This window comes from Stenotrophomonas sp. STEN031 (assembly GCF_056759975.1).
This window is the reverse complement of record NZ_JBRREA010000035.1, coordinates 18,286-43,326: the sequence shown is the minus strand read 5'-3', so window position 1 is coordinate 43,326 and position 25,041 is coordinate 18,286. Positions and strand designations below refer to the sequence as shown.

20 protein-coding genes are annotated in these 25,041 nt (G+C 64.5%); 7 read left to right on the top strand and 13 right to left on the bottom strand.

The genetic code is table 11. From position 1 onward, the window contains the following. Positions 1 to 370 precede the first annotated feature (370 nt). From ACVOLQ_RS15390 to creB, 7 genes are all read right to left on the bottom strand, one after another. Positions 371 to 1,963, bottom strand: coding sequence for a M20/M25/M40 family metallo-hydrolase (locus ACVOLQ_RS15390; protein WP_313169229.1), 1,593 nt, complete (start codon positions 1,961 to 1,963; stop codon positions 371 to 373). A gap of 105 nt (positions 1,964 to 2,068) precedes the next feature. Continuing rightward, a complete protein-coding gene (locus ACVOLQ_RS15385) occupies positions 2,069 to 2,953 on the bottom strand; it encodes a carbon-nitrogen hydrolase family protein (RefSeq protein WP_481528525.1) in 885 nt (294 codons plus the stop codon). After that, positions 2,950 to 3,555 (bottom strand): GNAT family N-acetyltransferase, encoded by a 606-nt coding sequence (locus ACVOLQ_RS15380; protein ID WP_481528524.1) that lies wholly within the window; start codon positions 3,553 to 3,555, stop codon positions 2,950 to 2,952. The genes ACVOLQ_RS15385 and ACVOLQ_RS15380 overlap by 4 nt, the downstream gene beginning before the upstream one ends. 761 nt (positions 3,556 to 4,316) lie before the next feature. Beyond that, positions 4,317 to 4,700 (bottom strand): hypothetical protein, encoded by a 384-nt coding sequence (locus ACVOLQ_RS15375; RefSeq protein ID WP_313169223.1) that lies wholly within the window; start codon positions 4,698 to 4,700, stop codon positions 4,317 to 4,319. Positions 4,701 to 4,767: 67 nt separating this feature from the next. Next, positions 4,768 to 6,114, bottom strand: a complete 1,347-nt coding sequence (creD, locus tag ACVOLQ_RS15370) for a cell envelope integrity protein CreD (protein WP_313169222.1) — start codon at positions 6,112 to 6,114, stop codon at positions 4,768 to 4,770. Between the two features lie 82 nt (positions 6,115 to 6,196). Further along, a complete protein-coding gene (creC, locus tag ACVOLQ_RS15365) occupies positions 6,197 to 7,633 on the bottom strand; it encodes a two-component system sensor histidine kinase CreC (RefSeq protein WP_481528523.1) in 1,437 nt (478 codons plus the stop codon). Between the two features lie 3 nt (positions 7,634 to 7,636). Next, a complete protein-coding gene (gene creB, locus ACVOLQ_RS15360; RefSeq protein ID WP_481528522.1) occupies positions 7,637 to 8,329 on the bottom strand; it encodes a two-component system response regulator CreB in 693 nt (230 codons plus the stop codon). A gap of 164 nt (positions 8,330 to 8,493) precedes the next feature. On the opposite strand from creB, the gene ACVOLQ_RS15355 reads away from it, so the two are divergent. The 4 genes from ACVOLQ_RS15355 to ACVOLQ_RS15340 all read left to right on the top strand — a co-directional run bounded on the left by ACVOLQ_RS15355 (position 8,494) and on the right by ACVOLQ_RS15340 (position 14,440). Further along, on the top strand, positions 8,494 to 9,351 hold the full coding sequence (locus ACVOLQ_RS15355) for a 23S rRNA (adenine(2030)-N(6))-methyltransferase RlmJ (RefSeq protein WP_481528521.1): 858 nt from the start codon (positions 8,494 to 8,496) through the stop codon (positions 9,349 to 9,351). A gap of 96 nt (positions 9,352 to 9,447) precedes the next feature. Next, positions 9,448 to 9,993 (top strand): GNAT family N-acetyltransferase, encoded by a 546-nt coding sequence (locus ACVOLQ_RS15350; protein ID WP_313169217.1) that lies wholly within the window; start codon positions 9,448 to 9,450, stop codon positions 9,991 to 9,993. Between the two features lie 137 nt (positions 9,994 to 10,130). Beyond that, complete coding sequence (gene mfd / locus ACVOLQ_RS15345; protein WP_313169215.1) at positions 10,131 to 13,721, top strand: transcription-repair coupling factor; 3,591 nt, start codon at positions 10,131 to 10,133, stop codon at positions 13,719 to 13,721. A 98-nt stretch (positions 13,722 to 13,819) separates the two neighbouring features. Beyond that, on the top strand, positions 13,820 to 14,440 hold the full coding sequence (locus ACVOLQ_RS15340) for an HD-GYP domain-containing protein (protein WP_313169213.1): 621 nt from the start codon (positions 13,820 to 13,822) through the stop codon (positions 14,438 to 14,440). 9 nt (positions 14,441 to 14,449) lie between these two features. Here the strand turns inward: ACVOLQ_RS15340 and cls are convergent, their stop codons facing one another. After that, positions 14,450 to 15,946 (bottom strand): cardiolipin synthase, encoded by a 1,497-nt coding sequence (gene cls, locus ACVOLQ_RS15335; protein ID WP_481528520.1) that lies wholly within the window; start codon positions 15,944 to 15,946, stop codon positions 14,450 to 14,452. Between the two features lie 213 nt (positions 15,947 to 16,159). Between cls and ACVOLQ_RS15330 the strand changes: the two genes are divergently transcribed. Continuing rightward, complete coding sequence (locus ACVOLQ_RS15330) at positions 16,160 to 16,441, top strand: EF-hand domain-containing protein (protein WP_481528519.1); 282 nt, start codon at positions 16,160 to 16,162, stop codon at positions 16,439 to 16,441. Positions 16,442 to 16,459: 18 nt separating this feature from the next. Here ACVOLQ_RS15330 and ACVOLQ_RS15325 read toward each other — a convergent pair whose 3' ends face one another. From ACVOLQ_RS15325 to ffh, 4 genes are read right to left on the bottom strand one after another with little or no spacing between them, the layout of a single operon-like run. Further along, positions 16,460 to 17,323 (bottom strand): aminotransferase class IV, encoded by an 864-nt coding sequence (locus ACVOLQ_RS15325; RefSeq protein WP_481528518.1) that lies wholly within the window; start codon positions 17,321 to 17,323, stop codon positions 16,460 to 16,462. Continuing rightward, positions 17,251 to 18,324, bottom strand: coding sequence for an NAD(P)H-dependent flavin oxidoreductase (locus ACVOLQ_RS15320; protein ID WP_313169205.1), 1,074 nt, complete (start codon positions 18,322 to 18,324; stop codon positions 17,251 to 17,253). The genes ACVOLQ_RS15325 and ACVOLQ_RS15320 overlap by 73 nt, the downstream gene beginning before the upstream one ends. Before the next feature lie 32 nt (positions 18,325 to 18,356). Beyond that, a complete protein-coding gene (locus tag ACVOLQ_RS15315) occupies positions 18,357 to 18,791 on the bottom strand; it encodes a hypothetical protein (protein ID WP_481528517.1) in 435 nt (144 codons plus the stop codon). Positions 18,792 to 18,829: 38 nt separating this feature from the next. Then, positions 18,830 to 20,209, bottom strand: a complete 1,380-nt coding sequence (gene ffh / locus ACVOLQ_RS15310; protein ID WP_313169202.1) for a signal recognition particle protein — start codon at positions 20,207 to 20,209, stop codon at positions 18,830 to 18,832. Positions 20,210 to 20,319: 110 nt separating this feature from the next. On the opposite strand from ffh, the gene ACVOLQ_RS15305 reads away from it, so the two are divergent. Continuing rightward, on the top strand, positions 20,320 to 21,114 hold the full coding sequence (locus ACVOLQ_RS15305; protein ID WP_313169200.1) for a cytochrome C assembly family protein: 795 nt from the start codon (positions 20,320 to 20,322) through the stop codon (positions 21,112 to 21,114). Between the two features lie 277 nt (positions 21,115 to 21,391). Here ACVOLQ_RS15305 and radA read toward each other — a convergent pair whose 3' ends face one another. After that, positions 21,392 to 22,774 (bottom strand): DNA repair protein RadA, encoded by a 1,383-nt coding sequence (gene radA, locus ACVOLQ_RS15300; protein ID WP_481528516.1) that lies wholly within the window; start codon positions 22,772 to 22,774, stop codon positions 21,392 to 21,394. 131 nt (positions 22,775 to 22,905) lie between these two features. Between radA and ACVOLQ_RS15295 the strand changes: the two genes are divergently transcribed. Continuing rightward, on the top strand, positions 22,906 to 24,966 hold the full coding sequence (locus ACVOLQ_RS15295; protein ID WP_481528515.1) for a putative bifunctional diguanylate cyclase/phosphodiesterase: 2,061 nt from the start codon (positions 22,906 to 22,908) through the stop codon (positions 24,964 to 24,966). The last annotated feature ends 75 nt before the right edge of the window (positions 24,967 to 25,041 follow it).

The window sequence follows — 25,041 nt, the reverse complement described above, 5'->3', positions numbered from 1 at the left end:
GACGAGACAGGGATGTCTCGTCGAAAAAACCTGCCAGCGGAGTGGACCCGCGCCGCATAGCGGTGTGGGCGCGGAGGCAGGGTGTGTTTCTTTTGGTTATCTTTTCTTTGCACAAGCAAAGAAAAGTAACTCGCTCCCCGCAGGGGAGTGAAAGCTCTTGATCTTGATCTTGATCTTGCTATTGCTTAGCGCAACAACCGAAGCCAAAGCCAAAGCTCCCCCCATCCGCCCTTCGGGCCCCCCCGCCTTCGCGGGGGCAGGCCCTTTATTCCCCCGCAGGCGGGAGAAGGGAGTCTTCATGCACTTCTTGCCTTGCCCCAAAAGCAGAAGGGCCGCAATGCGGCCCTTCCTTCAAGCAATCTCAGCTAACTCACTTCTCAAGCAACGGCTTGCGCGGGAAACGCTCCTCGCGCATCGCAGCGTTGTAAACAAACGACGCCACAATCGCCGCCGCCTGCTTCAGATCCTCCGCCTCGGCGTGATCCCAGGTATCCAGATGGCTGTGGTGCACATTGCTGAAATAGTCCAGACGGTCCTGCACGAACTGGAAGCCCGGCAGACCTACCCGGTCATAACTGATGTGATCCGTGCTGCCGGTATTGCGCGACACCACCGTGGTTGCACCCACATCGTTGAACGGCTTCAACCACGCCTCGAAGATCGGCATCGCCGCCATGTTTTCCTGCGCATAGATACCGCGGAACCGACCCGAACCATTGTCCATGTTGAAGTAGACCTGGAACTTGTCGTAATCACGCAGCTTCTGCAGCGCCCCGGTCGGCTCGCGCAGCGACGCTGGCAGCGCCTTCTGCGCCGCATCGGTCGGCTCCGGATAACGCGCGAAGTGCTGCGCCACATACGCCTGCGAACCAATCAGGCCCTGCTCCTCACCGCTCCACAAGGCCACCCGGATGGTCCGCTTCGGCTTGGCACCCACCGCCTTGAGGATGCGCATCGCCTCCATCATCACCGCCACGCCGGCGGCATTGTCGGCCGCGCCAGTGCCGGTGTGCCAGGAATCCATGTGCGCGCCCAGCATCACGATCTCATCGGCCTTGCTGCTGCCACGGATCTCGGCCAGGGTGTTGTGGCCTGGCTGGTTGCTGTCATCGGTGAAGCGCGCCTGCACATCCACCCGCAGCTTGACGCTCTGCTTGTCCTTCAGCGCACGCACCAGCGGATTGAAATGCTCGGCGATCATCGCCAGCTCGGGGATGCCCACCGACTCGCCGGCCTTGCGCGAACCACCACCGGCCACGCGGATGATGCCGTTGTCCCAGCCACTGATGCTGATCGCCGCCAGCGCACCTTCCTCGACGAAGAACGCATTGACCGCCTTGCCCAGCTCCTGGCGCTCGTTGTACTCCTTCACCCGCTTGGCACGGTCTTCCTCGGCCGTCTTGGGAATGGTGAAGGCCTGCAGGCCTTCCAGCGAGGTGGCATCGTGGCGATGCGAATCAGACTCCGTGCCACGCTTGTACTCACGCGCATCGCCCAGCAACAGGATCTTGCCGCGCAGCTTGCCCTTGTACTTTTCCAGATCCGCCAGCTTCTTGATGTCGACCTGGATCAGCTCACCTTCCACCGGACCGTTGGTGCCCGGGGTCCACGCCTTGGGCAGGGCATGCAGCGGCTGCACGCGCTGGCCCAGCATCTCGACGCTGGCCGAGGTGAACTCCCAACCACGGCCAAAGTCCTCGAAGGCCTCGTCATGCACATTGACCAGGCCCCATTCGTTGAACTTGCCACGGCTCCAGCTATTGGCCTGGATCATGGCTGGCGAATTGGTCAGGCGCGGGCCGATGGTTTCGGTCAGGTGGCTGAAGGTATCCATCACCTGCGAACGATGGAAGGCCTCCTGACGGATCTTGCTGACCATGTCCAGATCCACCTGTTCGGCCGCGTGCGCCGTAGCGCCCACCGCCAAGCCCATGCACAACGCCAACAAACCCCGCTTGATCATGCTTCCCCCGGCCTTAGGCCCAATGACAACAAACCACCGAGTCTAGCCAGCCGTTGGCCGCATCGAGTCGGCCAATGGTCATGGTTTGCCGATAGCCGTCGCGATTCAGTCCACGCAGGTGACCACCGCATGCGCCAGCGCAGGCTGCAGCTGGCTTTGCCAATCACGGTCATTGGCCACCTGGGCACGCTTGCGGCTGGCCTCGAAGGCGGCAAAGTCGAGATCGGCATAAGCCCAAAGCTGTTGCCCATCAGTCTGTGCCAGCACGCCATCTGACGGGAACCCCACATCCATAGGTGCATAGATCGCGGCCTCGCCGGTATTTGTATCCAACGCTGGACTCCATTCGGCCAGCCCGGCAGTAACCGACTGCGCCACGAACATGCGATTTTCAAGCGCACGGGCCAGGCAACCGATGCGCACACGCATCGCACCGGCGGCAGTATCGGTACAGCTGGGTACGATCAACAAACGCGCCCCCGCCTCGTACTGGCGCCGTACCGGCAACGGAAATTCGCTGTCGTAACAGATGGCCACGCCGATGCGAATGCCGTCAATCTCGAAGACTTTCAGTGCATCGCCTGGATCGATGATGCCCGTGTTCTTCTCGAAACCGGTCAGCTGCAGCTTGTCCTGCCACAGGTGCAGGCCTTGCGGTGTCAGCCAGTCGCAACGGTTGCGGAACCGACCATTGCCGCCATCAAGCAGGAAACTTCCGGCCACCACGTGCATGTCCAGTTCCCGCGCCAGGCCGGAAAACAGTTCCAGCCAGCGCTGGCGGTACTGCTGGATGGCAACCAGCGAAGCGCACAGGTCGCTGAAGATCGGGCGACCAAAACTCGCCGCCAGTTCCAGCGACAGGTATTCCGGCAATACCGCGATACGCGCACCGGCGGCGGCCGCCTCACCCAGCACCAGCGCCTGGCGCGCCGCGAATTCTTCAAAGCTGGCGGGCGAGCCCACCGGATAACGAGAAACGGCGATCCTCATGCGACGGGCTCCAGGTTGCGGGTCCAGAATGTCAGAGGATGCATGACGCTGCCCTGCCCTGCCTCCTCCCACTGCAACTGCATGGTCATGCCCGGCTGACGCTGGTAACCGCGCTTGTGCCAGAACATTGCATTGTCGCGATGCCCGGGCGGCCGACGCGGGTCGTCGTCGGCCCGATCCACTGCACAGAACGCGGTCAGCGTGAAGCGGTCCAGCGCACGCGCATGCGCCTCGCGTGCATCGAAGAACGCATGACCCACACCCTGGCCGCGATACGCAGGCAGCAGCACGGATTCGCCGAAATAGAAGACCCCAGCAGGATCGATACCCGCCTGCTCGAACGGCTTGCGGAAAGCCGGACCATCATCGAGCAGTGGCAATCCGGTCGACGCCCCCACCACCGCGTCGCCGGAGCGTCCAATTACGCACACCGCATCCGGCGTCGCCGCGTAGGCCGCGAGGTAGTCACGCTCGTAGTCGAGGCTGCCCTGGTAGAGATAGGGCCAATCATTGAACACCTGGATACGCAGCCGCGCGATGTCGTCAAGATAGGGCAGCAGTTGCTGGCCACGCAGGCTGGTGATGATGGGAGTTGAGTGCATGGGCGAATTCTAGAGCTAACGGTGGGAAGACGAGCCTCTTCAGCTTATTCGTCGTGACGCCCCTCTCCCCAACCCCTCTCCCGCGAGGGGAGAGGGGCTTCAAGCTGCAATTGCATTTATCGCGTCTTTGGCCGCCGCAGTAGGCAACTGAGGAGTCTTATCCGCCAAAGGGGCCGCGGCGGTGACCGCCAGCTCAAGTCGCCTCTCCGGCTCCGGTTTTGGTTTTGGTGGCGGTTGCGGTTGCGGTTGCGGTTGCTACCGCTCTTGCTCTCAGCTTTTGACGTACCGGGCCCCTTCCGCAGCGACGGAGCTGGCAGCCAAGACCCCGCACGGGGCGACGTGCAGGACGCACGTCGTTCTTCGACGGTACAAGGATGTATCGTCGAAAAATCCTGCCAGCGGAGTGGACCCGCGTCGCGCAGCGGCGTGGGCGCGGAGGCAGGGTGTGTTTCTCTTGGTTATCTTCTCTTTGCACAAGCAAAGAGAAGTAACTCGCTCCCCGCAGGGGAGTGAACGCTGTTGCTGTCGCCTAGGCCTTTCATAAAAAGAGAGCAACAGCAAAATCCAAAGCCCCCCATCCGCCCTCCGGGCACCTTCCCCGCAAGCGGGAGAAGGGAGTGTCATGCAGCTCGGTGCATGTCTTCGGCCCGCCTTCGCGGGGATGCGCTTCGAATACCGCGCTTTTCGACTGCACGCCCATGGATTTCTGCTGAAAATCGGAGAACCGCAATATCACGCAACCCACCAAGCAACCACTCCACTCACTCCCACCACCCATATACCACCAAACGCTCCACAGGCAGCACCACAAACCATGCCCGTCCATCCAATGCCACCGCCGAATAGCCAGCCCCATGACCGGATGGCAACACCTCGGCAGCAAACGAAGCCCCCTCCGCCGCAAACGCCGAATACACCCAATCCCCTGACTCGAAGTACCGCAGCCCCTTGCGCCGGATCGCCAACGCCGTCGACAACGACAAGCGCAGCGCTACCATCCCCTGCGCCTGCCCACCAGCAAACATACTGCCAAGCAACGCCCGCTCCACCTGCCCCGGCGCCAAGCCGAAGTGCAACAAGCCGCAGGTCTCGATACCTGCCGGTAACAAGCGCTTCGCACGGCGATGGATCAATGCACGATTCATGTCATTCCTCCCTGCGAAAGAGGCGGGATGGCCAACGCCACCCCGCCCCGTCATCGCAACTGCCAGATCAGGCCTGCTTGCTCACCGCACGATTGCTCAGCTCGTACCAATCGACCTTGCGGGTGATCCACATGATCGCGGCGAGGATGCCGAACAACAGCAGCGACCCCATCAGCAACGCGTTGTTCTCCGAAACCAGCAGCACGTACAGCACGCCGTACAACATCGTCAGCATCGTCGCGAAACCGACACCACGCTTCCAGCTGTGCAGCACTCCGCTCAGATAGAAGCCTTGCAGGCCGATACACGCCGCCGCCGCGATCAGATAGGCCTGCCAGAACGCAATCTGCTCGGACAGGCTCAGCAGCAACAGGAAGAAGATCGCCAATGCCAGGCCAACCAGCAGGTACTGCAGCGGATGGATCTTCAACTGCTTGATCAGCTCGAACAGCGCGAAACCAACGAAGGTCAGCAGCACGAACAGGATGCCGTACTTGCTGGCCCGGTCCACCTGCGTATAGGTATCCACCGGGTCCACCAAAGCCACGTTCAATGACTCCACGCTGCCGCCGTCGCTACGTATCGCCCTGACCAGCTGCGACTGCGCCGCCGAGGCCAGCGAAGACACCGCCCACTCTGCCTTGAAGCCACTGGTATCGATGCTGCGCTCGTTGGGCAGGAAGCTGCCACCGAACAGCGGGTGCTGCCAGGTTGACGACAGCGAGACGCGGGTGTCATCGCCGACCGGCGCAACCGCCAGCGAACGCGTGCCGCCCAGCACGAACTCCAGCTCGACCTTGCCACCCTCGCGCAGCACGCCCTGCATTGAATCCGGCAATACCGACAGCGGCGCATGCAGGCCCTTGGAGGTTCCTTCCAATACGCCAGCGCCGGGCTGCAACTGGATCGCACGGCCGTCGACGCGCAGGTTCGGCGTGCCTACCAGACCGCGCACATCGGACACGCCCAAGGCCAGATAGGGACGGCCGTAGCTGCGCCCCGGCACCGCCACATAGCTGCTTTCGGCGAACTCGGCCTGCAGTTTGGCCTGCCAGTTGTAGACCGGCACCTTGAACAGGCCGACGGTGCGCTCGTCGGTGCGCATAGTGCCCTGCACATTCAAGCGCGTCGGCATCTGCAGGTCGTAGCCGCTCTCGACGCGCATTTCAGTCCTGCGCGGATTGTTGCCCTCGGCCGGAATCTCGACTTCGCGCTGCTGGGTCCACGGCAGCACCCGCACCGGGCCGATCAGCGACTGCTCGCCAGCCCAGCTCTGCGATACTCGTTCGACCGCCTCGTCGCGGTAACGCTCACGCTCATTGATGGTGCTGCGGATCAGCAGCAGGGGAATCAGCAGCAACAACACCAGCCCGCCGACAATGGCGAAGCGCAACAGCAGTTTCAGGGAAGTCATGTCCCGTCCTCGTGTGGAAACAGGGACAGGTTGAATGCGGCCGGTGAGCAGGGTTTGTGCCGAGTTTGAAGCGAATGTGAAGTCAGCCGGCCGGCAGCAGCAGGCGCGCTTCGGCGCCACCTTCGGGATGGTTGCCCAGCTGCGCAACGCCGCCATGCAGGCGCGCCACCTCGGCCACGAATGGCAGGCCCAGGCCGGAACTGCGTTGTCCCGTACCCGGCCGCGCCAGCGAATAGAAGCGCTCGAACACCCGCTCCTGCGCGTATCCCGGCACACCGGGGCCGTTGTCGCGCACGGCGATGCGCCAGTTCTGTTGCTGGTGTTGCACACTCAGCACGATGCGGCCACCCGGCGCGGAGAACGCGATCGCGTTGTCCAGCAGGTTCGAAAGCGCCTGCCGCAGCAGGAAGGTATCGCCCAGCACCGCTGCGCGCTCCGGCAGTTCCACATCCAGTTCGATCTGCCCCGCCTGCAGACGTGGCGCCGCATCCTCGGCCAACGCGCGACAGACCGCGACCAGATCCACCTCGGTACGCCGCTGCAGCCAGCCGTGCTGTTCAACCTCAGCCAGCCGCAGCAACTGGTCGATGGTTTCGGTCAGGCGCCGTTCCTGCTGCACGATGTTGGCAGCAAAACGCTGCCGGTCTGCTTCCGGCAAGGGCTCCTGCAGGAGTTCGGCAGCGCCACGTATCGCCGCCAGCGGACTCTTCATTTCGTGGGTCAGCGACTGCACGTACTGCTCGACATAGGCCTTGCCTTCGAGCTTGCGGCGCATCGTTTCCAGCGCCTGGCCGAGGTCGCCGATCTCGTCGCGTCGCCGCTTCGGCGGTGGCACCGGCTCACCGGCGCTCACCGCCTTGGCATAACGATTCAGTCCGCTGATACCGCGCGACAACCACCAGGTCATAAGCAGGCCGATCAAGGCCGACAGCCCGATCAACCAGGCGCCACGCGCGATGATGGCGCGCTGGCTGGCAACGATGAAGGGATCGATGGTGTCGTTGGGCTGCGACAGCGTCAGCACGCCGATCAGCGTGCGGCCATCGGCCGGGTCGTACATCGGCGCGGCCACGTGCATGACGGTGTTGGTTTCGTCGCCCGGAATCTCCGGGCTGGAGCGTGCCCCGTACTCGCCGCGCAGGGTTCGGTAGACATCATTCCAACGCGAGTTGTCGCGGCCCACGTCCTGCCCGCGTGAGTCGTAGACCACGATGCCTTGCGCATTGGTCACCGTCACCCGGTAATCGATGCTGCGCTTGGGGAACCGCCACACCATCGCCTTGGGATCGCGGCGCTGGGCGGTGGCCAAGCGCGCGGCGAAGTCACCATCGCCGATATGGCCGGCCTTCAGATCCGGCGCAGCCATGACCGCCAGCACATTGGCCGCGTCCACCAGGGTGGACTCCATCGCCTGGCGCACGCCGGGCTTCACTTCGTTGACGAACACACGCATCACGAAGAACGCGGCGATGCCGACAATCAGGAAGAACCCCAGGAACAGCTTCAGCCCGATCCGCATCGGTCAGACATCCAGGGCGTAGCCGACGCCGCGATGGGTGCGGATCGGTTCGCCCTGCGCGCCGGCCGCACGCAGCTTCGCGCGCAGGGTTTTGACGTGGGTATCGACGGTACGGTCGGTGCTGTCGCTGGCGTGGTCCCAGCCACGCTCCATCAACTGCGACCGGCTCAGGATCGCCCCGGGCCGCTGCAGCAGTGCTGCCAGCAAGGCGTATTCGTAGCGGGTCAGGTCCAGCAGCGCCTCGTCGTAGCGGATACGGCGGCCGTCGTGGTCAATCGCGAACCGCCCCAGCAGCTTCCAGCCACCCTCTTCGGCTGCAACTGACGCAGTCCGGCGCAGTCGCGCGCGCACCCGGGCCACCATCTCGCGCGGCGAGAACGGCTTGGTCACATAGTCGTCGGCCCCCAGCTCCAGCCCCAACACACGGTCGAACTCGTCGTTACGGGCGGTCAGGAAAATTACCGGCACCTGGCTGAAAGTGCGCAGTTCACGGCAGACCTCGAAACCGCCCAGGTCGGGCAGGCCGACGTCCAGCACCACCACATCGGCGCCATGCTGGCGCAGCAAGGCCAGTGCTTCGCGGCCCAGCGTGCAGTGACTGGCGGCATAGCCTTCGCTGCGCAGCGCATAAAGAAGGGTGTCGGCGATGGCGGCCTCGTCTTCGACGACGAGTACCCGGGCAGGTTGGCTGGACATTGCATCAGCATAGCTGGCCCTGCTGCAGACGCCAGCGGCCGGCAGCAATCGGCACGCCGTGGAAACAGCCGGATCGGCCCTCGGCACCGCTGCGCACACAGGCGCCCAGCCGGCTCCCTCCAATGAAAACGCCCACACCACGCCGCAAGCCGTAAACTTCGCCGATGAATTATCGCCACGCCTTCCACGCCGGCAACCACGCCGACGTCCTCAAGCACATCGTCATGCTGGCGATGATCGACGCGCTCAAGCGCAAAGACTCGCCCTTCTTCGTCCTGGACACGCATGCCGGCCGCGGCCGTTACCTGCTGTCCGCCGAGGAAAGCCGCAAAACCGCCGAAATCGATGAAGGCGTGCTGCGGCTGATGGCCGCCCCGGCCTTGCCGGAAGTGGTCGAGCAGTACCTGCGTGCCGTCCAGGCCGACAACCCGGTCGGCGCCCTGATCTCCTACCCTGGTTCGCCGCTGCTGGCCGCGCGCGCCCTGCGCGAACAGGACCGCATGGCCGCCTGCGAGCTGCAGAAGGACGAGGTCACCGCGCTCAAGGAACTGTTCGCGCACGACCGGCGGGTACAGGTGCATGCAGGCAATGGCTACGAAGCCATCCGCGCCTTCCTGCCACCGAAGAGCGGCGCCATCAAGATCGGCCGGGCGTTGGTGCTGATCGACCCACCCTATGAGGTGCAGGATGCCGAGTACCCGCTGATCATCTCAACCTTGCGTGAGATCCTGACCCGAGTGCCGCAGGCGCAATGCGCGGTCTGGTACCCGATCAAGCAGCGTCGTACCCTGCAACCGTTTTTCCGCAAGGCGGCCGCGCTGCCGGCCAAGTCCATCCTGGTCACCGAGCTGATGGTGAGGTCCGATGACTCCCCCCTGCGTCTGAATGGTAGCGGGATGCTGTTGCTGAACCCGCCCTGGCAGTTCGAGCAGGTGCTGGCCCCGGCCCTGCCCGTGCTGAAGCAGCATCTGGGAGAAACCGGCGCCTCAACCCGGCTGGAGTGGCTGAAGACGCCCGAGTGACGGGCATCGCCGCCAAACTGCAGCCGCTTTGGACCGCGTTCACAGAACGTAGCAGCCACGGTGACAGAATCAGGCGACTTTGGAGGAAACGTAGTCATGGCCACTCGCAACCGCATGCCCCCGTGGCATGAAAATTTCAAGGCACCCAGCGGCCGAGAGCTGCTGATACGACCTATCCGCCCTGAAGACGGTGCACCACTGCAAGGCGCGTTTGCCCTGTTCGGGCCGGAAGAAGTGCGCGACAAGTTCCTGCAGTCGGTCGAATCATTGTCTGATGAGACTGCGCAACGCTTGACCCATCCCAATCCAAAAACCGAGATCGCATTGGTGGCAGCCGAACCGCTGCCACCGGGCGAGGCACTGGTGGGCGCAGTGGCCCGGGCGTCCATCATTCCCGGCACCCGTGACGCTGAATACGCAATCCTGGTGAGCCGCTTCCTGGCCGGCCAAGGTCTCGGCCGGCAATTGATGCGCAAACTGGTCAAATGGGCGCGTGGCAAATACCTTGATCGCCTGTACGGCGACATCGCCCAGGACAATGAGCCGATGCTGCAACTGGCCGCTTCGCTGGGCTTCAAGCAGGTGCCTCACCCAGCGGCTGCCCCGGGACTGGTACGCATGGTGCTGGAACTGGCGACCTGAGCAGCGGTTCCAGACCTCATCTCCCGACAGGCGCCGGCAAGGCGCCTGTCGCTTTTAGGGCCAGTGCGCCGCCCGGCGTCGCAAATCGGACCTGCCCGGCAGGGCGACAGGGGCGCATCTGGTAAAATTTGCGGTCCATGTCGCCTATCACCTACCCCATTCCGCCGCTGCCCCGTTCGGGCCAGCTCCGCGCCTGGTGGCGCGCCCCGGCTTCCAGCAGCGCCCTGGCCTGGCATGTCGCCTGCGCGGCGCAGGCCCACGCCAAGCCGCTGCTGCTGATCACCCGCGATAACCAGAGCGCGCATCAGCTGGTGGCCGACCTGCAGACCCTGCTGGGCGCGGACAGCCAGCTGCCGGTAGTGCCGTTCCCCGACTGGGAAACCTTGCCCTACGACCAGTTCAGCCCGCACCCGGACATCATTTCGCAGCGTCTGGCCGCATTGCACCGCCTGCCGACGCTGAAGCAAGGCATCGTCGTGGTGCCGGTGCAGACGCTGCTGCAGCGTTTGGCGCCGCTGAGCTATATCGTCGGTGGCAGCTTCGACCTGAAGGTTGGCCAGCGCCTGGACATGGATGCGGAGAAGCGTCGCCTGGAAAGCGCCGGTTACCGCAATGTCGCCCAGGTCATGGATCCCGGTGATTTCGCCGTGCGCGGCGGCCTGCTTGATGTCTATCCAATGGGCGCCGATGCGCCATTGCGCATCGAGCTGCTGGACGAGGATATCGACTCCATCCGCGAGTTCGACCCGGAATCGCAGCGTTCGCTGGACAAGGTGACGGCAGTGAAGATGCTGCCCGGCCGCGAAGTGCCTATGGATGAGGCCAGCCTCAACAAGGTACTCGCATCGCTGCGCGAACGCTTCGACGTGGATACCCGGCGCAGTCCGCTGTACCAGGACCTGAAGGCCGGCCTGCTGCCCTCGGGCATCGAATACATGCTGCCGCTGTTCTTCAACCAGACCGCGACCTTGTTCGACTACCTGCCGGACGGTTTCATGACCGTTCTCGGCAGCGGCGTCAGCGAAGCCTCCGATGCGTTCTGGCTGCAGACCAACAGCCGCTACGAACAACGTCGCCACGATATCGAGCGACCGCTGTTGCCGCCTGACGAGATCTACCAGTCGCCGGACAAGCTGCGCGAGCAGTTCAACAAACTGCCGCGCGTGGAAGTGTGCGCGGCCGATCATCCGCGCGCCGCCGAAGCGCAGCCGCTGGGTGACCAGCCACTGCCGCCGTTGCCGGTCGCTGCCAAGGATGCACCGGCAGGGCAGGCATTGAAGTCCTTCATCGAGCACTACCCGGGTCGGGTGCTGATCGCGGCGGATTCGCCGGGACGGCGTGAGGCCTTGTTGGAAGTGCTGCAGGCGGCGGAGCTGCGGCCTGAGGTTGTGCCCAGCTTCAACGACTTCCTCCCTTTCCCCATCGGGGGAAGGTGGCCTGAAGGGTCGGATAGGGGTAAGGCTGCTAGCCAAAGCCAGACAGCTGGTGGGCTTACGCCCCCTACCCTCTCCCCAACCCCTCTCCCGAAGGGAGAGGGGCTTAGTCGCTTCGCCATTACCGTTGCGCCGCTGGATGACGGCTTTGCGCTCAGCGAGCCGGCCCTGGCCGTGCTCACCGAACGCCAGCTGTTCCCGGAGCGCGCCGGTCAGCCGCGGCGTACGCGTCGTGCCGGACGTGAGCCCGAGTCCATCATCCGCGACCTGGGCGAACTGACCGAAGGCGCGCCCATCGTCCATGAAGACCACGGCGTCGGCCGCTACCGCGGTTTGATAGCGATGGATGTCGGCGGCATGCCCGGCGAATTCCTCGAGATCGAATACGCCAAGGGCGACCGCCTGTATGTGCCGGTCGCGCAGCTGCACCTGATCAGCCGTTATTCCGGCGCGTCGCCGGAAACCGCGCCGCTGCACTCGCTGGGCGGCGAGCAATGGGCCAAGGCCAAGCGCAAGGCCGCCGAGAAGGTCCGCGACGTGGCGGCCGAACTGCTGGAGATCCAGGCGCGTCGCCGCGCCCGCGCCGGGCTGGCGCTGGATATCGACCGCGCCATGTACGAACCCTTCGCGGCCGGCTTCCCGTTCGAGGAAACCCCCGACCAGCAGGCCGCGATCGAAGCCACCCTGCGTGACCTGCAGTCCAGCCAGCCGATGGACCGCGTGGTCTGCGGCGACGTCGGCTTCGGCAAGACCGAAGTCGCCGTGCGTGCGGCCTTTGCCGCGGCCAGCGGTGGCAAGCAGGTGGCCGTGCTGGTGCCGACCACGCTGTTGGCCGAGCAGCACTACCGCAACTTCCGCGACCGTTTCGCCGATTACCCGCTGCGCGTGGAAGTGCTGTCGCGCTTCAAGACCAGCAAGGAAATCAAGGCCGAGCTCGACAAGGTGGCCGAAGGCACCATCGATGTGATCATCGGCACGCACCGCCTGTTGCAGCCGGATGTGAAGTTCAAGGACCTCGGCCTGGTCATCGTCGACGAAGAGCAGCGCTTTGGCGTGCGCCAGAAAGAAGCGTTGAAGGCCATGCGCGCCAACGTGCACCTGCTGACCCTGACCGCCACGCCGATCCCGCGTACCTTGAACATGGCGATGGCCGGGCTGCGTGATCTGTCGATCATCGCCACGCCGCCGCCGAACCGACTGGCGGTGAAGACCTTTGTCACCGCCTGGGACAATGCGCAGCTGCGCGAGGCGTTCCAGCGTGAACTGTCACGTGGCGGCCAGCTGTATTTCCTGCACAACGATGTGGAAAGCATGGGGCGGATGCAGCGCGAGCTGTCCGAACTGGTGCCCGAGGCACGCATCGGCATGGCCCATGGGCAGATGCCGGAGCGCGAGCTGGAACGGGTGATGCTGGATTTCCAGAAACAGCGCTTCAACGTGCTGCTGGCCAGCACCATCATCGAATCGGGCATCGACATCCCCAACGCCAACACCATCATCATCAACCGCGCCGACCGCTTCGGTCTTGCGCAGTTGCATCAGCTGCGTGGTCGCGTTGGTCGTTCGCATCACCGTGCGTACGCCTACCTGCTGGTGCCGGACAAGCGCTCCATCACCCCGGACGCGCAGAAGCGCCTGGATGCCATCGCCTCGATGGACGAGCTGGGCGCGGGCTTCACCCTGGCCACCCACGATCTGGAGATCCGCGGTGCAGGCGAGCTGCTCGGCGAAGACCAGAGCGGGCAGATGGCCGAGATCGGCTTCAGCCTCTACACCGAGCTGCTGGAGCGCGCAGTGCGTTCGATCAAGTCGGGCAAGCTGCCGGACCTGGATGCGGGCGAAGAAGCACGCGGTGCCGATGTCGAACTGCATGTGCCGGCGCTGATCCCGGAAGACTACCTGCCCGACGTGCACACCCGCCTGACCTTGTACAAGCGCATCAGCTCGGCGCGTGACAACGAGCGCCTGCGCGAACTGCAGGTGGAAATGATCGATCGTTTCGGTCTGTTGCCGGATCCGGTCAAGCACCTGTTCGCCATCGCCGAGCTCAAGCTGCAGGCCAACGAACTGGGCATCCGCAAGCTGGAGCTTGGCGAAAACGGTGGCCGCATCGTGTTCGACAGCAAGCCCAACATCGATCCGATGGTGGTGATCCAGCTGATCCAGAAGCAGCCCAAGCTCTACCAGATGGATGGCCCGGACAAGCTGCGCATCAAACATCCGCTGCCGGAAAGCGCCGACCGTTTCAACGCTGCACGTGCGTTGTTGACCACACTGCGCCCCGCAAACAGCTGAATAAATCAATTGGTAAAGATTGCGTGACGATGAAAGGGCGTTGAAAATAACGCCCCCTCTCTTACGCTCGCAGCCGCCCCCCACGCGGCTCCGTCATCATGTTGACCATCACCACGCCCGTGGGCCTGTCGCATCCACCGGATGACAGCTCCTGCGCCATCGATGTATTGGCAGCCGCGCTGGACCAGCGCGACAGCTATACCGACCATCACTGCGATCGCGTGTCGCAACTTGCCCAGGCCATGGGCCGCCGCTGCGACCTGTCCGAGGAGCGCATCGGCCATCTGGTGCTTGCCGCACGATTCCACGATGTCGGCAAGATCGGCATCCGTGACGACGTACTGTTGCATCCGGGCAAACTGGACGAAGACAAGATATCGGTCATGCGCACCCATCCCGAGCGCGGTGCACGCCTGTTCGCCGCCACCGGCCGCAGTGACGCCAAGGCTGTTGCCAAACTGATTCGACACCACCACGAAGCCTGGGATGGCAGCGGCTATCCGCACGGTCTGCAGGGCGAAGACATTCCGCTTGAGTCACGCATCCTGACCATCGTCGATGGCTTCGATGCGATGACTTCACAGCGCCCGTATCGCGGCCCGATGCCGATGCAGCGCGCCATCGAGATCCTGGCCAACGACCGCGGGCGTTTGATCGACCGGCGCCTGTTCGGCGAGTTCATGGGCCTGCTGCGCGGCGATAGCGCACCGGCCGCCTGAGGCTTCGCCTCACAACACCGGCGACATCATTGCTACGGCGTTGCGCACCAAGCGCGTGGCCAAGTGCCACGCCATCACCTGTGGCAACAGCACAGGCTCGGATACCGACAGATAGCCCTCCTGCCGCTGCACGATGCCGGCGGTAACCGCGTTGTCGGCAATCAGAAGATTGTTCTCGAAGTTCAGCTCCAGACTGCGCCGGTCCATGTTGGCCGAGCCGATCAAGGCGATCTCGCCATCGATGGTCAGTGACTTGGCGTGCAGCAGGCCCAGCGGATACTCGTGGACCTCCACGCCACACTGCAGAAGATCGGCATAGGTGCTGCGACTGCTCTGCCCCACCAGCCAGGAATCATTGTGCCTGGGGAAGATCACCCTTGTGCGTACGCCCCGTCGTGGTGCCGCGCAGATCGCGCGCAGCAGTGCTTCGTCCGGCACGAAGTACGGCGTGCTGATGATCAGCTCATGGCGCGCCGCATAGATGCAGGCCACGAACATATCAGTCATCGCGTTGTGGCGGGTAACCGGGCCGGTTTCAAACGCCATGGCCAGACAGCCATCGTCGAACTGCGGTTGCATCGTCGCTGCTGCGAAAGCATCCAGCCCCTGCTCTCCGGTTTCCGGGATCCAGCCACTGAGAAACAAACGCTGTATCTGCGCCACCACCGGGCCTTGGCAACGCAGCAGCAGGTCTATCCACGGTGCATAGCGCGGCTTGACCCGGAACTCCGGGTCGGCGCAGTTCTGGCTGCCGCAATAGGCGATGCAGTTGTCGATGATCACGATCTTGCGGTGATCGCGCAGGTCCATGCGGCTGAAGGCCACATGCTGCAGGCGGGTCAGATCATCCAGGGTGCGCACCAGCTTGACCCCGGCCTGCTGCAGCTGCGACCAGCGGGGGCTGCCACTGAAGGCCCGCGAGCCCAGCGCATCCACCATCACCCTGCAGGCGACACCGCGCCTGGCAGCCGCCGCTACCGCGTCGGCAACGCGGCCACCGGCACCATCATCCAGCCAGATGTAGAAGGCGATATGCACGCTCTGCTGCGCTTGGCTGATGTCCTGCACCAGTTGATCCATGGCTGCACGGCAATCCTCCATGGGGGCGTTCGCTAGCGACTGCGCGGCACCCAGCAGCACGACCCGGTTGCCCGGCTGTGGCACAAAGCCATTGATCGATTGCGCCAGCGCAAACAAGGATGCAGCCTTGCCATCGATTTCCGCAGCGGCGGTGTCGTGCGGATCGCCCGCCGCCTGCAGCATTCGAACGGTCTGCCGCAGGCGGCGCGCACGCGCACGTCCAATATTGGTTTCACCCAATAGCAGATAGGCGAACATGCCCAGCAATGGCGCCAGCATGATCACCGCCACCCACGCCGCGCGCGACGCCGGTGCACGGTTGGGCCGGGTCAACGCGCGCGCGGCCACCAGCAAATGCGCGATGAAAATCAGCACGCCCACTACCCATTGAATGGGAGCCTGCGGCCAGCCCAGTTCAAATAACATGCTGCTCCTCCCAACGCTGATGACGGAACAAGGCAGATCAATAGCACGCTGTTCGTGTGGCTGGAATCAGCGCGCTTCCCTTTCCAGCCAACGACAGATGAACCGAGCATCGCAACAAACACCGTCGCCCGCTATTTTTCACCTATCGCAAAGGCCTGGCGGCGCCTGCTATGCCGGCAGACAGCCGGATGGTCCGGCTTGGAGGAGAACGTGATGCGCATGTCCCGATCAGCACAAACGATACTGGCAGCAGTTTTACTCATTGGCGGCTATTCATTGGCACTGGCCGCACCACCCGCTGACACCACCTTGCCAAGCTATACAGAGCTGGATAAAGACAAGGATGGAATCGTCACCCTGTCCGAAATAGGTGTCTATCCGCCGGGTGTTGCTGCGCGACTGCAGCACTGCGACAGCAACAAGGACCACAAGCTGAGCCAACGGGAATACGCGCAGTGCGCGGCCAGCCCCCACCCACATACCCCAGCCAAATAGCCCAGCCCACCCAATCCTTCAGAGCGGCAGCCAGGGCGTCTGCGCCAATGCGGATTGCAGGCGAACCAACAACACATCGGACTGTTCCAACCGCTGTTCACCGATTGCGGCCAATGGCCAGATACCGGAGGCATTGAATGCCACCGCGCCATTGCACCGGGCCAGCGTCGGCACGTGCACGTCGGCGTGATGCTGCAACTGACCAAGCGCGGCCAAGCCATCCATCAGCAGGCGCTCGGTGCTGCCGCGCAGCGCCGACGCCTGTGGCCAGCACACCTTGGTGCCGTCCCAGAACGCCAGGTTCCAGGTCGTGCCTTCGCTGATGCGGCCTTGCGCATCGACAAACAAGGCGTCATCGAATCCGCGTTGCAACGCCTGCCTGCGCAACTGGAACAGCGGGAAGGTTCCCACGTGCTTGATATGCGCCAGCTCGCGTTGATACGGCAGCGGCAGCACTGAACGCGCAATCGCTGGAATCGATGCCGGCGCGGCGATGGCCATCAACACATCCACCGGCACTGCACGCAGCGGCTGGCGGAAATCGAACTGCCGCGAGAACACTGTGATCCGCACCGACGCATCCGCCGCATCGAGCTGCTGCAGTGCCTGCCGCAACCATGCCACGACCTGCTCGCAATCCAGTTCAACCCCAAATAGCTCGCGCGTACCCTGTTGCAGCCGCTGCAGGTGCAGCGCCCAACCCTGCACCGCGCCAGCGCGCACCTGTAGCGAGGTGAAGTGACCGTAATTGACCAACGCCGCACTCAAGGCGCCGGCATCGGCCAGTTGCCCGTTGCAGAACAGCACCGTCACGGCAACGCCTGCGCCTGCGCCCACATCGCGCGCAGGATCCCTGCCGCCGGTGCGCGCTTGGCCAGCCATGCCGACTGCCCTGCCCAGGCCTGCATCGCGTCGAGCCGGTTGGCGGCACTGGCCTGCTTGCGCATGCCGGCGGTCAGTCCGCGCTGCACCGGATAGGGACGTGGCACTGGCGCGTCGGCCGCCTCGGCAGCGCGCACATAAGCGGTATCGAGGGCGCGTCCAAGTCGGCCACTGAAGGCCCGCGTCGCGCGCGTGGCTTCGGGCTCGGCAACAGCCAGCGCCTGTTTCCACGCCGCAGGAATATCGGATTCATCGGCGGCCAGGAATGCCGTACCCACCTGCACTGCGCTGGCCCCCAGCATCAGGGCGGCCGCGACACCACGACCATCGGCAATGCCGCCAGCAGCGATCACCGGCACGCTCAGGTGATCGACCAGACGCGGCAGCAAGGCAAACAGACCGACCATCTGCCGCTCGGCGAGCGCTGGGTCAAACGCACCACGATGACCGCCCGCCTCCAGGCCCTGCGCGACCACTGCATCGGCACCGGCGGCCTGCGCCTGCAGCGCTTCACTCAAGGTGGTCGCGCAGGCGAACCAGGCAATGCCTGCGGCCTGCAGTCGTGCCACCTGTGCAGCAGAAAACACGCCCATGATGGTTGATGCCACCGCGGGTCGGGCGGCAATCAGCGCATCGAACTGGGCATCAAAATCGGCAGGACCGGCGTCGCCGGCGTCCGCCGCGACCTGTGGTCCCCATTGCGCAAGAAATTCGCGCGTCGCCGTTTCGGCGGCAGGGTCACGCAGCGGAGCAGGATCCGGCACCCATAGATTGACCTGCGCCGGCCCCTGCGACTGCTGGCCAAACGCCTGCATCCATTGGCTGATCTGTTCCGGCGTGGACAGCACCGCGCCCATCGCGCCCATGCTGCCGGCGTTGGCAAGCGCTGCAGACAGCGGCACCGGGCAGGCGCCGGCCATCGGCGCCAGCAGGATGGGAAGTTCAAGACCGAAGCGCTGGCAGAACGCTTCGGTCCGGGTCGAGATGAGGGCGTTGTGCATGGCGGTGATCATACCGCCGATGCCCGCACCACTCAGCGCAGCGAAAGCGCGTAGGAACGCACCAGCTGGCTGTCCATCTCCTCGTTGAAAGTGAAGTTCACGTACTGCGCATCATCGGCAGCGAAATCCACGTCCACCCGTGAGCGGCCGATCTCGGCACCGGATTCGTCCAGTGCACGCGCCAGGAACGCGCCCTTGTACGGCTTGGTCGCCACCACATACACCGACGCATCCTTGGAGCCCATGCCGCGGCTCTTGCCCAAGGTCACGGTCATGCCGTTGCTGACCACTTCCGGGGCGACGTCGAGCTTGAGCGACATGCGCTTGTCGACGCCTTCGCCCAGACCGGCAACGAAGTCGGTGGCAGTGCCGCTGATCGCACTGCCCGCCTTCTGTGACAGCGAGCGATCCTCACCGCAGGCGCTCAGCGCCAGCACCGCCAAAACCAGATACATCCTGTTCTTCATGCACCACTCCCTGTTCAACCGGTTGGAATCAAACGTTATCAACGGAACGGCAGGCCGCCCTTGCCACCCATGGCACCGAGCATGCCCTTCATGTTGCGCATCATGCCCTTCATGCCGCCACCGGCAAGCTTGCCCATCATCTTTTCCATCTGCATGTACTGCTTCATCAGCTTGTTGACGTCGGCCGGCTGGGTGCCGGAGCCACGCGCGATGCGGGCACGACGCGAACCATTGAGCAGGCCCGGGTTGCGGCGCTCCTTCTTGGTCATCGAGCCGATGATGGCAATCATGCGCGGCACTTCCTTGCTCTGGCTGACCTGCGCCTTGAGGTGCTCGGGAATCTGCCCCAAGCCCGGCAGCTTGTCCATCAGGCCGCCGATGCCGCCCATGTTCTGCATCTGCTCCAGCTGGTCGCGCATGTCGTTCAGGTCGAACTTCTTGCCCTTGGCGACCTTCTCGGCCAGCTTCTGAGCCTTGTCCTTGTCGACCTGCTGCTCGACCTGCTCCACCAGCGACAGTACGTCGCCCATGTCGAGGATGCGGCTGGCCACACGTTCCGGATGGAACACGTCCAGGCCGTCGACCTTTTCACCGGTACCGGTGAACTTGATCGGCTTGCCGGTGATGTAGCGCACGCTCAGCGCGGCACCGCCACGGGCGTCACCGTCGGTCTTGGTCAGCACCACGCCGGTCAGTGGCAACGCTTCACCGAAGGCCTTGGCGGTGTTGGCGGCGTCCTGGCCGGTCATGGCATCGACCACGAACAGGGTTTCAGCCGGGTTGACCGCCGCGTGCAGGGCCTTGATCTCGGCCATCATCGCTTCGTCGATGGCCAGGCGGCCGGCGGTATCGACCAGCAGCACGTCGGCGAACGACTTGCGCGCGTCTTCGATGGCGGCACGGACGATGTCCACCGGCTTCTGGTCCGGGGCGGACGGGAAGAACAGTACGCCGACCTGTTCGGCCAGGGTCTTCAACTGCTCGATGGCGGCCGGACGGTAAACGTCGGCGGACACCACCATCACCTTCTTCTTGCGCTTTTCCTTCAGGTGCTTGGCCAGCTTGCCGACCGTGGTGGTCTTGCCCGCACCCTGCAGGCCCGCCATCAGGATGATGGCCGGCGCCGGCACATTGAGATTCAGGTCGGTGGCCTGGGCGCCCATGACAGCGGTCAGCTCATCGCGCACCACCTTGATCAGGGCCTGGCCCGGGGTCAGCGACTTGAGCACCTCCTGGCCAACCGCGCGGACCTTGATCTTCTCGATCAGGGCCTGCACCACCGGCAGGGCCACATCGGCCTCCAGCAGGGCGATGCGCACCTCGCGGGTGGCCTCGCGGATGTTTTCTTCAGTCAGGCGGCCGCGCCCACGCAGGCGCTCGATGGTGCCGGAAAGGCGCTGGGTCAGTGACTCGAACATGCGACGGAACCTGCGGAAATCGTGGAAACAGAGGCGGTAAGTATAGCGGCCAGCCGCCGCCACCGCCGGTTCACGTCGCCAGCGACGGGCCTGTATGCGAAACTGCATCGATGACAATCGTTCTCATCGCCACCGCCCTCTATCTGGTGTCCACCGCCCTGCTGGTCCGCGGGCTGGCCGGCGAACGCAGCCCACCGCCCCGCAACTGGCTGCTGCCCACCATCGGTGCGGTGCTGCTGCATGCCGGTTACCACCTGATGGTGGCGATGAACACCGCGGGGGGGCCGGACATGCACTTCTTCGCAGCCCTGTCGCTGGTGGGCCTGGGCATGGCGGCATTGACCTCCGTGGTGGGTGCACGCGGGCGGATGTCGGCCTTGGGCGTGGTTGTGTTTCCGATGGCGGCGATCCTGTTGCTGGCCTACCACGGCTACGGCCATGAACCGAGCAAGCTGCTGGGCTGGCGCCTGGCCACCCACGCCTGGCTGGCACTGCTGGCCTACGCCACCCTGAGCGTGGCGGCCTTGCTGGCGATCATGTTGTGGTTGCAGGAGCGGGCGCTGCGCCGCCGCGACTTCCGCCCCTGGCTGCGTGCCCTGCCACCGCTGGCCGACCTTGAAACCCTGCTGTTCCGCACGATCACGGTGGGCTTCTGCCTGCTGACCCTGACCCTGCTGACCGGCGTGTTGTTCGTCGACAACCTGCTGGCGCAGAAGCTGGTGCACAAGACCGTGCTCAGCGTGCTGTCGTGGATCGTCTTCGGCACCTTGCTGATCGGCCGCCGCCGTTATGGCTGGCGCGGCAGCAAGGCCGTGCACTGGACGCTGACCGCGATGGCGCTGCTGTTGCTGGCCTTCTTCGGCAGCCAGTTCGTGATCGAACTGATCCTCGGCCGCGGCCGATAAGCGGTAGGCGGTAGGCGGTAGTGCCGAGCCATGCTCGGCAGGGGCCTTCCCGGCAATGCATCAGCCCACCGCCATCTTGTAGGAGCGGTGCAAGCCGCGAAGCTGGCTGCAATGAAACGCCGGCTATGCCTGCAATCTGATCGACTATCAGCTTCGCGGCTTACGCCGCTCCTACGGGCTGGGTCTTTGATAAGGCCCCTGCCGAGCATGGCTCGGCACTACGCTGGGCATTCCCGGGAAAGCCTCTGCCGAGCATGGCTCGGCACTACAGCCGCCCTCACTCCATCGCCGCTTCCAGCGCCTGCGACAGACGCTCCACTGCGATCACTTCCATACCCTTCACCGTGCCGGCCTTGGGCGCATTGGCCTTGGGCACGATGGCGCGCTTGAAGCCATGCGTCGCCGCTTCGCGCAGGCGATCCTCGCCATTGGGCACCGGGCGGATCTCGCCGGACAAACCCACTTCGCCAAAGGCAATGGTCTTCTCCGCCAGCGGCCGGTCCTGCAGCGAGGACAACACCGCCAGCAGCACCGGTAGATCGACGGCGGTTTCCTGCACGCGGATACCACCAACCACATTGACGAACACGTCCTGGTCGCCGACCAGCACGCCGCCATGACGGTGCAGCACCGCCAGCAGCATTGCCAAGCGGTTCTGTTCCAGACCCACCGCCACCCGCCGCGGGTTGGACAACGGCGAGGAATCCACCAGCGCCTGCACCTCCACCAGCAACGGGCGCGTGCCTTCACGGGTGACCATCACGCAGCTGCCGGGCTGGCGGGTACTGCCGCCGGACAGGAAGATCGCCGAGGGATTGGGTACTTCCTTCAGGCCCTTTTCGCCCATCGCGAACACGCCGAGTTCGTTGACCGCGCCGAAGCGGTTCTTGAAGGCGCGCAGGATGCGGAAGCGGCTACCGCTTTCACCTTCGAAATACAGAACCGCATCCACCATGTGCTCGAGCACGCGCGGGCCGGCAATGCCGCCCTCCTTGGTGACATGACCCACCAGGAATACGGCGGTGCCGGTCTCCTTGGCGAAGCGCACCAGCCGCGCCGCGCTCTCACGCACCTGGCTGACCGAACCCGGCGCGGCCGTCAGCGCCTCGGTCCACAAGGTCTGCACCGAGTCGGCGACGATCAGCTTGGGCCGCGCCTTCACCGCGTGCTGCAGGATGTTCTCGACACCGGTCTCGGACAGTGCGTTGATGCCCTCCAGTGGCAGGTCCAGGCGCACCGCCCGGCCGGCCACCTGCGACAGCGACTCTTCACCGGTGACGTACAGCACCGGCAAGGTGCTGGCCATCTTCGCCACCGCCTGCAATAGCAGGGTGGACTTGCCGATGCCCGGATCACCGCCGACCAGCACCACCGCACCTTCCACCAAACCACCGCCCAGCACCCGGTCGAACTCGCTGATGCCGGTGGAAACCCGCAGATGCTCGGTCTGCTGCACATCCTTCAAGGCGGTGATCTTGGGCGCCTCGACCTTGCCGGCCCAGCCACTGCGGCGTGCCGCCGGCGCCTTTGCCGCGGCGGCGGTCTCCAGCACGATCTCGCTCAGCACGTTCCATACACCACATTCGGTGCACTGGCCCTGCCACTTGCTGTACTCGGCGCCACATTCGCTGCAGACGTATGCGCTGCGGGTCTTGGCCATGAACATTCCTATCTGCGTCAGCGCCGCAGGATAGCCCACCGATGTCGCAAACGCTGCGACAGCTAAAGTCCCCGCCACTGCTGCCGCTAGGTAAGCGGGGCTTTGCTCCGTCACGATGTTCAGGAATCCGCATGATCGGCAGTTACAACCAGGGCCTCGTCGTCGTCTCGTTGTTGGTGGCAATACTTGCCTCCTACACCGCATTGGACATGTCCGCGCGCGTGGCCAGCAGCCAAAGTCGACGGGCGGCACGCATCTGGCTGATAGGCGGCGCAGCGGCGATGGGGCTGGGCATCTGGTCGATGCATTTCATCGGCATGCTCGCCTTCAAGCTGCCGATCCCCGTCGGCTACGACCTTTTCCTCACCACCTGCTCGCTGGCGGCCTCCGTTGGCGCATCGATGTACGCGCTCTGGCTGGTCTCCCGCCAGCACCTGCCGCTCAGCCGCCTGCTGGCCGGCGCGGTGCTGATGGGCCTGGGCATCGCGGCCATGCACTACATCGGCATGGCCGCGATGCAGATGCAACCCGGCATCGACTATGACCCGGCGTGGTTCACCCTTTCGATCCTGATCGCCATTGGCGCCTCGGCGGCGGCACTGTGGATCGCACAACGCCTGCGCCATGAACAGCCGCGCCTGATGCCGATGCGCCTGCTCGCATCGTTGGTGATGGGTGTGGCCATCGTCGGCATGCACTACACCGGCATGGCCGCCGCGCGCTTCCCTGCCGACGCGATCTGCGGGGCCATCAGCGACGGCGGGCTGGATACACATCTGCTCGCCGGCCTGGTCATCGTCACCACCATCGCCACCCTGGCGGTCGCGCTGCTGGCCTCGGTCTTCGACGGACAGATGCGGCTGCGTACCGGCATACTGGCCCACTCGCTGGCCAACGCCAATGAAAAGCTGGTGCAGGCCGCGCTGCACGACCCGCTAACCCAACTGCCCAACCGGGTACTGCTGCAGGACCGCATCGAACGGGCGATCGAGAAGGCCAATCGCCGCGAGTTCGGCCTTGCCCTGATGTTCTGCGACCTGGACGGTTTCAAGAACGTCAACGATGCCTACGGCCACCAGCTCGGCGACCGCCTGCTGGTGCAGTTCAGCAAAAAAGTCAGCGCCCTGCTGCGCAGCCAGGACACCTTCGCCCGACTCGGCGGCGATGAGTTCGTCATCGTGATGGCCATCGACACACCCGACGATGCCGCCTTGATGGCCGAACAGATCAGCGCCGCCATCAGCGCGCCGTTCCTGATCGACAATGCCGAGCTGCTGGTCAGCACCAGCATCGGCATCGCGCTGTACCCGGAGGACGCCAGCAACGAGCGCGAGTTGATGATGCATGCCGATGCGGCGATGTATCACGTCAAGCACAGTGGGCGAAACGGCCACGCGTTCTTCACTTCGACAATGCAGGCCGGCACCCGCCAACGCCTGCGCCTGCTGCAGGACCTGCGTCACGCAACCGCGCGCAATGAGCTGGTGCTGCATTACCAGCCGAAATTCCCGGCCGGCGGCAGCCGCGCCAACGGTGCTGAAGCGCTGCTGCGCTGGAACCATCCAGAGCTCGGCATGCTGTCGCCCGATGTATTCATTCCCGTTGCCGAGCGCAGCGGCTTGATCATCCAGATCGGCGAGTGGGTGCTGGACGCGGCCTGCGCGCAGCTGCGTGCCTGGCATGACGCCGGCAACACCGATTGGTCGATGGCGGTGAACCTGTCTCCCCTGCAGTTCGCCTCGCCGACGCTGGTGGAAACCGTGCGCTGCGCGCTGGAACGCCATGCGCTGGACCCGCGCCAACTGACCCTGGAAGTGACTGAAAGCACGGCGATGAAGGACGTGGACGCCAGCCTGCAGATGCTGGAAGCGCTGACCGCGATGGGCGTACGCATCGCCATCGACGACTTCGGCACCGGTTACTCCAGCCTGCTCTATCTCAAGCGCATGCCGGCCACCGAGCTGAAGATCGATCGCGCCTTCGTCCGCGACCTGGAGCACAACAGCGAGGATGCGGCCATCGTCTCCTCGATCATCGCGTTGGGCCGCACGCTGCAGCTGCAGGTGGTCGCCGAAGGTGTGGAAACCGAAGCGCAGCGCAATTTCCTGGGCGAACTTGGCTGCGATGTATTGCAGGGCTATCACCTCGGCCGGCCAATGGCGGCCGCCGATTTCGTAAGCCGCAACAGCTGAAGCCAGACCGCAGGCGTAAGCCGCGAAGCTGGCAACGCCTGAAAAGCCCAAAAGCCACCCCTTCCCCCAGCCCTC

What these genes read in the sequence shown, in the direction of transcription:
- ACVOLQ_RS15375 (WP_313169223.1), bottom strand. Translation starts at nt 4,700, where the DNA reads ATGAATCGTGCATTGATCCATCGCCGTGCGAAGCGCTTGTTACCGGCA.
- ACVOLQ_RS15380 (WP_481528524.1), bottom strand. Translation starts at nt 3,555, where the DNA reads ATGCACTCAACTCCCATCATCACCAGCCTGCGTGGCCAGCAACTGCTG.
- ACVOLQ_RS15320 (WP_313169205.1), bottom strand. Translation starts at nt 18,324, where the DNA reads ATGCACAACGCCCTCATCTCGACCCGGACCGAAGCGTTCTGCCAGCGC.
- creB (WP_481528522.1), bottom strand. Translation starts at nt 8,329, where the DNA reads ATGTCCAGCCAACCTGCCCGGGTACTCGTCGTCGAAGACGAGGCCGCC.
- ACVOLQ_RS15305 (WP_313169200.1), top strand. Translation starts at nt 20,320, where the DNA reads ATGACAATCGTTCTCATCGCCACCGCCCTCTATCTGGTGTCCACCGCC.
- ACVOLQ_RS15390 (WP_313169229.1), bottom strand. Translation starts at nt 1,963, where the DNA reads ATGATCAAGCGGGGTTTGTTGGCGTTGTGCATGGGCTTGGCGGTGGGC.
- ffh (WP_313169202.1), bottom strand. Translation starts at nt 20,209, where the DNA reads ATGTTCGAGTCACTGACCCAGCGCCTTTCCGGCACCATCGAGCGCCTG.
- radA (WP_481528516.1), bottom strand. Translation starts at nt 22,774, where the DNA reads ATGGCCAAGACCCGCAGCGCATACGTCTGCAGCGAATGTGGCGCCGAG.
- ACVOLQ_RS15315 (WP_481528517.1), bottom strand. Translation starts at nt 18,791, where the DNA reads ATGAAGAACAGGATGTATCTGGTTTTGGCGGTGCTGGCGCTGAGCGCC.
- ACVOLQ_RS15295 (WP_481528515.1), top strand. Translation starts at nt 22,906, where the DNA reads ATGATCGGCAGTTACAACCAGGGCCTCGTCGTCGTCTCGTTGTTGGTG.
- ACVOLQ_RS15350 (WP_313169217.1), top strand. Translation starts at nt 9,448, where the DNA reads ATGGCCACTCGCAACCGCATGCCCCCGTGGCATGAAAATTTCAAGGCA.
- ACVOLQ_RS15355 (WP_481528521.1), top strand. Translation starts at nt 8,494, where the DNA reads ATGAATTATCGCCACGCCTTCCACGCCGGCAACCACGCCGACGTCCTC.
- creD (WP_313169222.1), bottom strand. Translation starts at nt 6,114, where the DNA reads ATGACTTCCCTGAAACTGCTGTTGCGCTTCGCCATTGTCGGCGGGCTG.
- creC (WP_481528523.1), bottom strand. Translation starts at nt 7,633, where the DNA reads ATGCGGATCGGGCTGAAGCTGTTCCTGGGGTTCTTCCTGATTGTCGGC.
- ACVOLQ_RS15330 (WP_481528519.1), top strand. Translation starts at nt 16,160, where the DNA reads ATGCGCATGTCCCGATCAGCACAAACGATACTGGCAGCAGTTTTACTC.
- cls (WP_481528520.1), bottom strand. Translation starts at nt 15,946, where the DNA reads ATGTTATTTGAACTGGGCTGGCCGCAGGCTCCCATTCAATGGGTAGTG.
- ACVOLQ_RS15340 (WP_313169213.1), top strand. Translation starts at nt 13,820, where the DNA reads ATGTTGACCATCACCACGCCCGTGGGCCTGTCGCATCCACCGGATGAC.
- ACVOLQ_RS15325 (WP_481528518.1), bottom strand. Translation starts at nt 17,323, where the DNA reads ATGGCTGGCCAAGCGCGCACCGGCGGCAGGGATCCTGCGCGCGATGTG.
- mfd (WP_313169215.1), top strand. Translation starts at nt 10,131, where the DNA reads ATGTCGCCTATCACCTACCCCATTCCGCCGCTGCCCCGTTCGGGCCAG.
- ACVOLQ_RS15385 (WP_481528525.1), bottom strand. Translation starts at nt 2,953, where the DNA reads ATGAGGATCGCCGTTTCTCGTTATCCGGTGGGCTCGCCCGCCAGCTTT.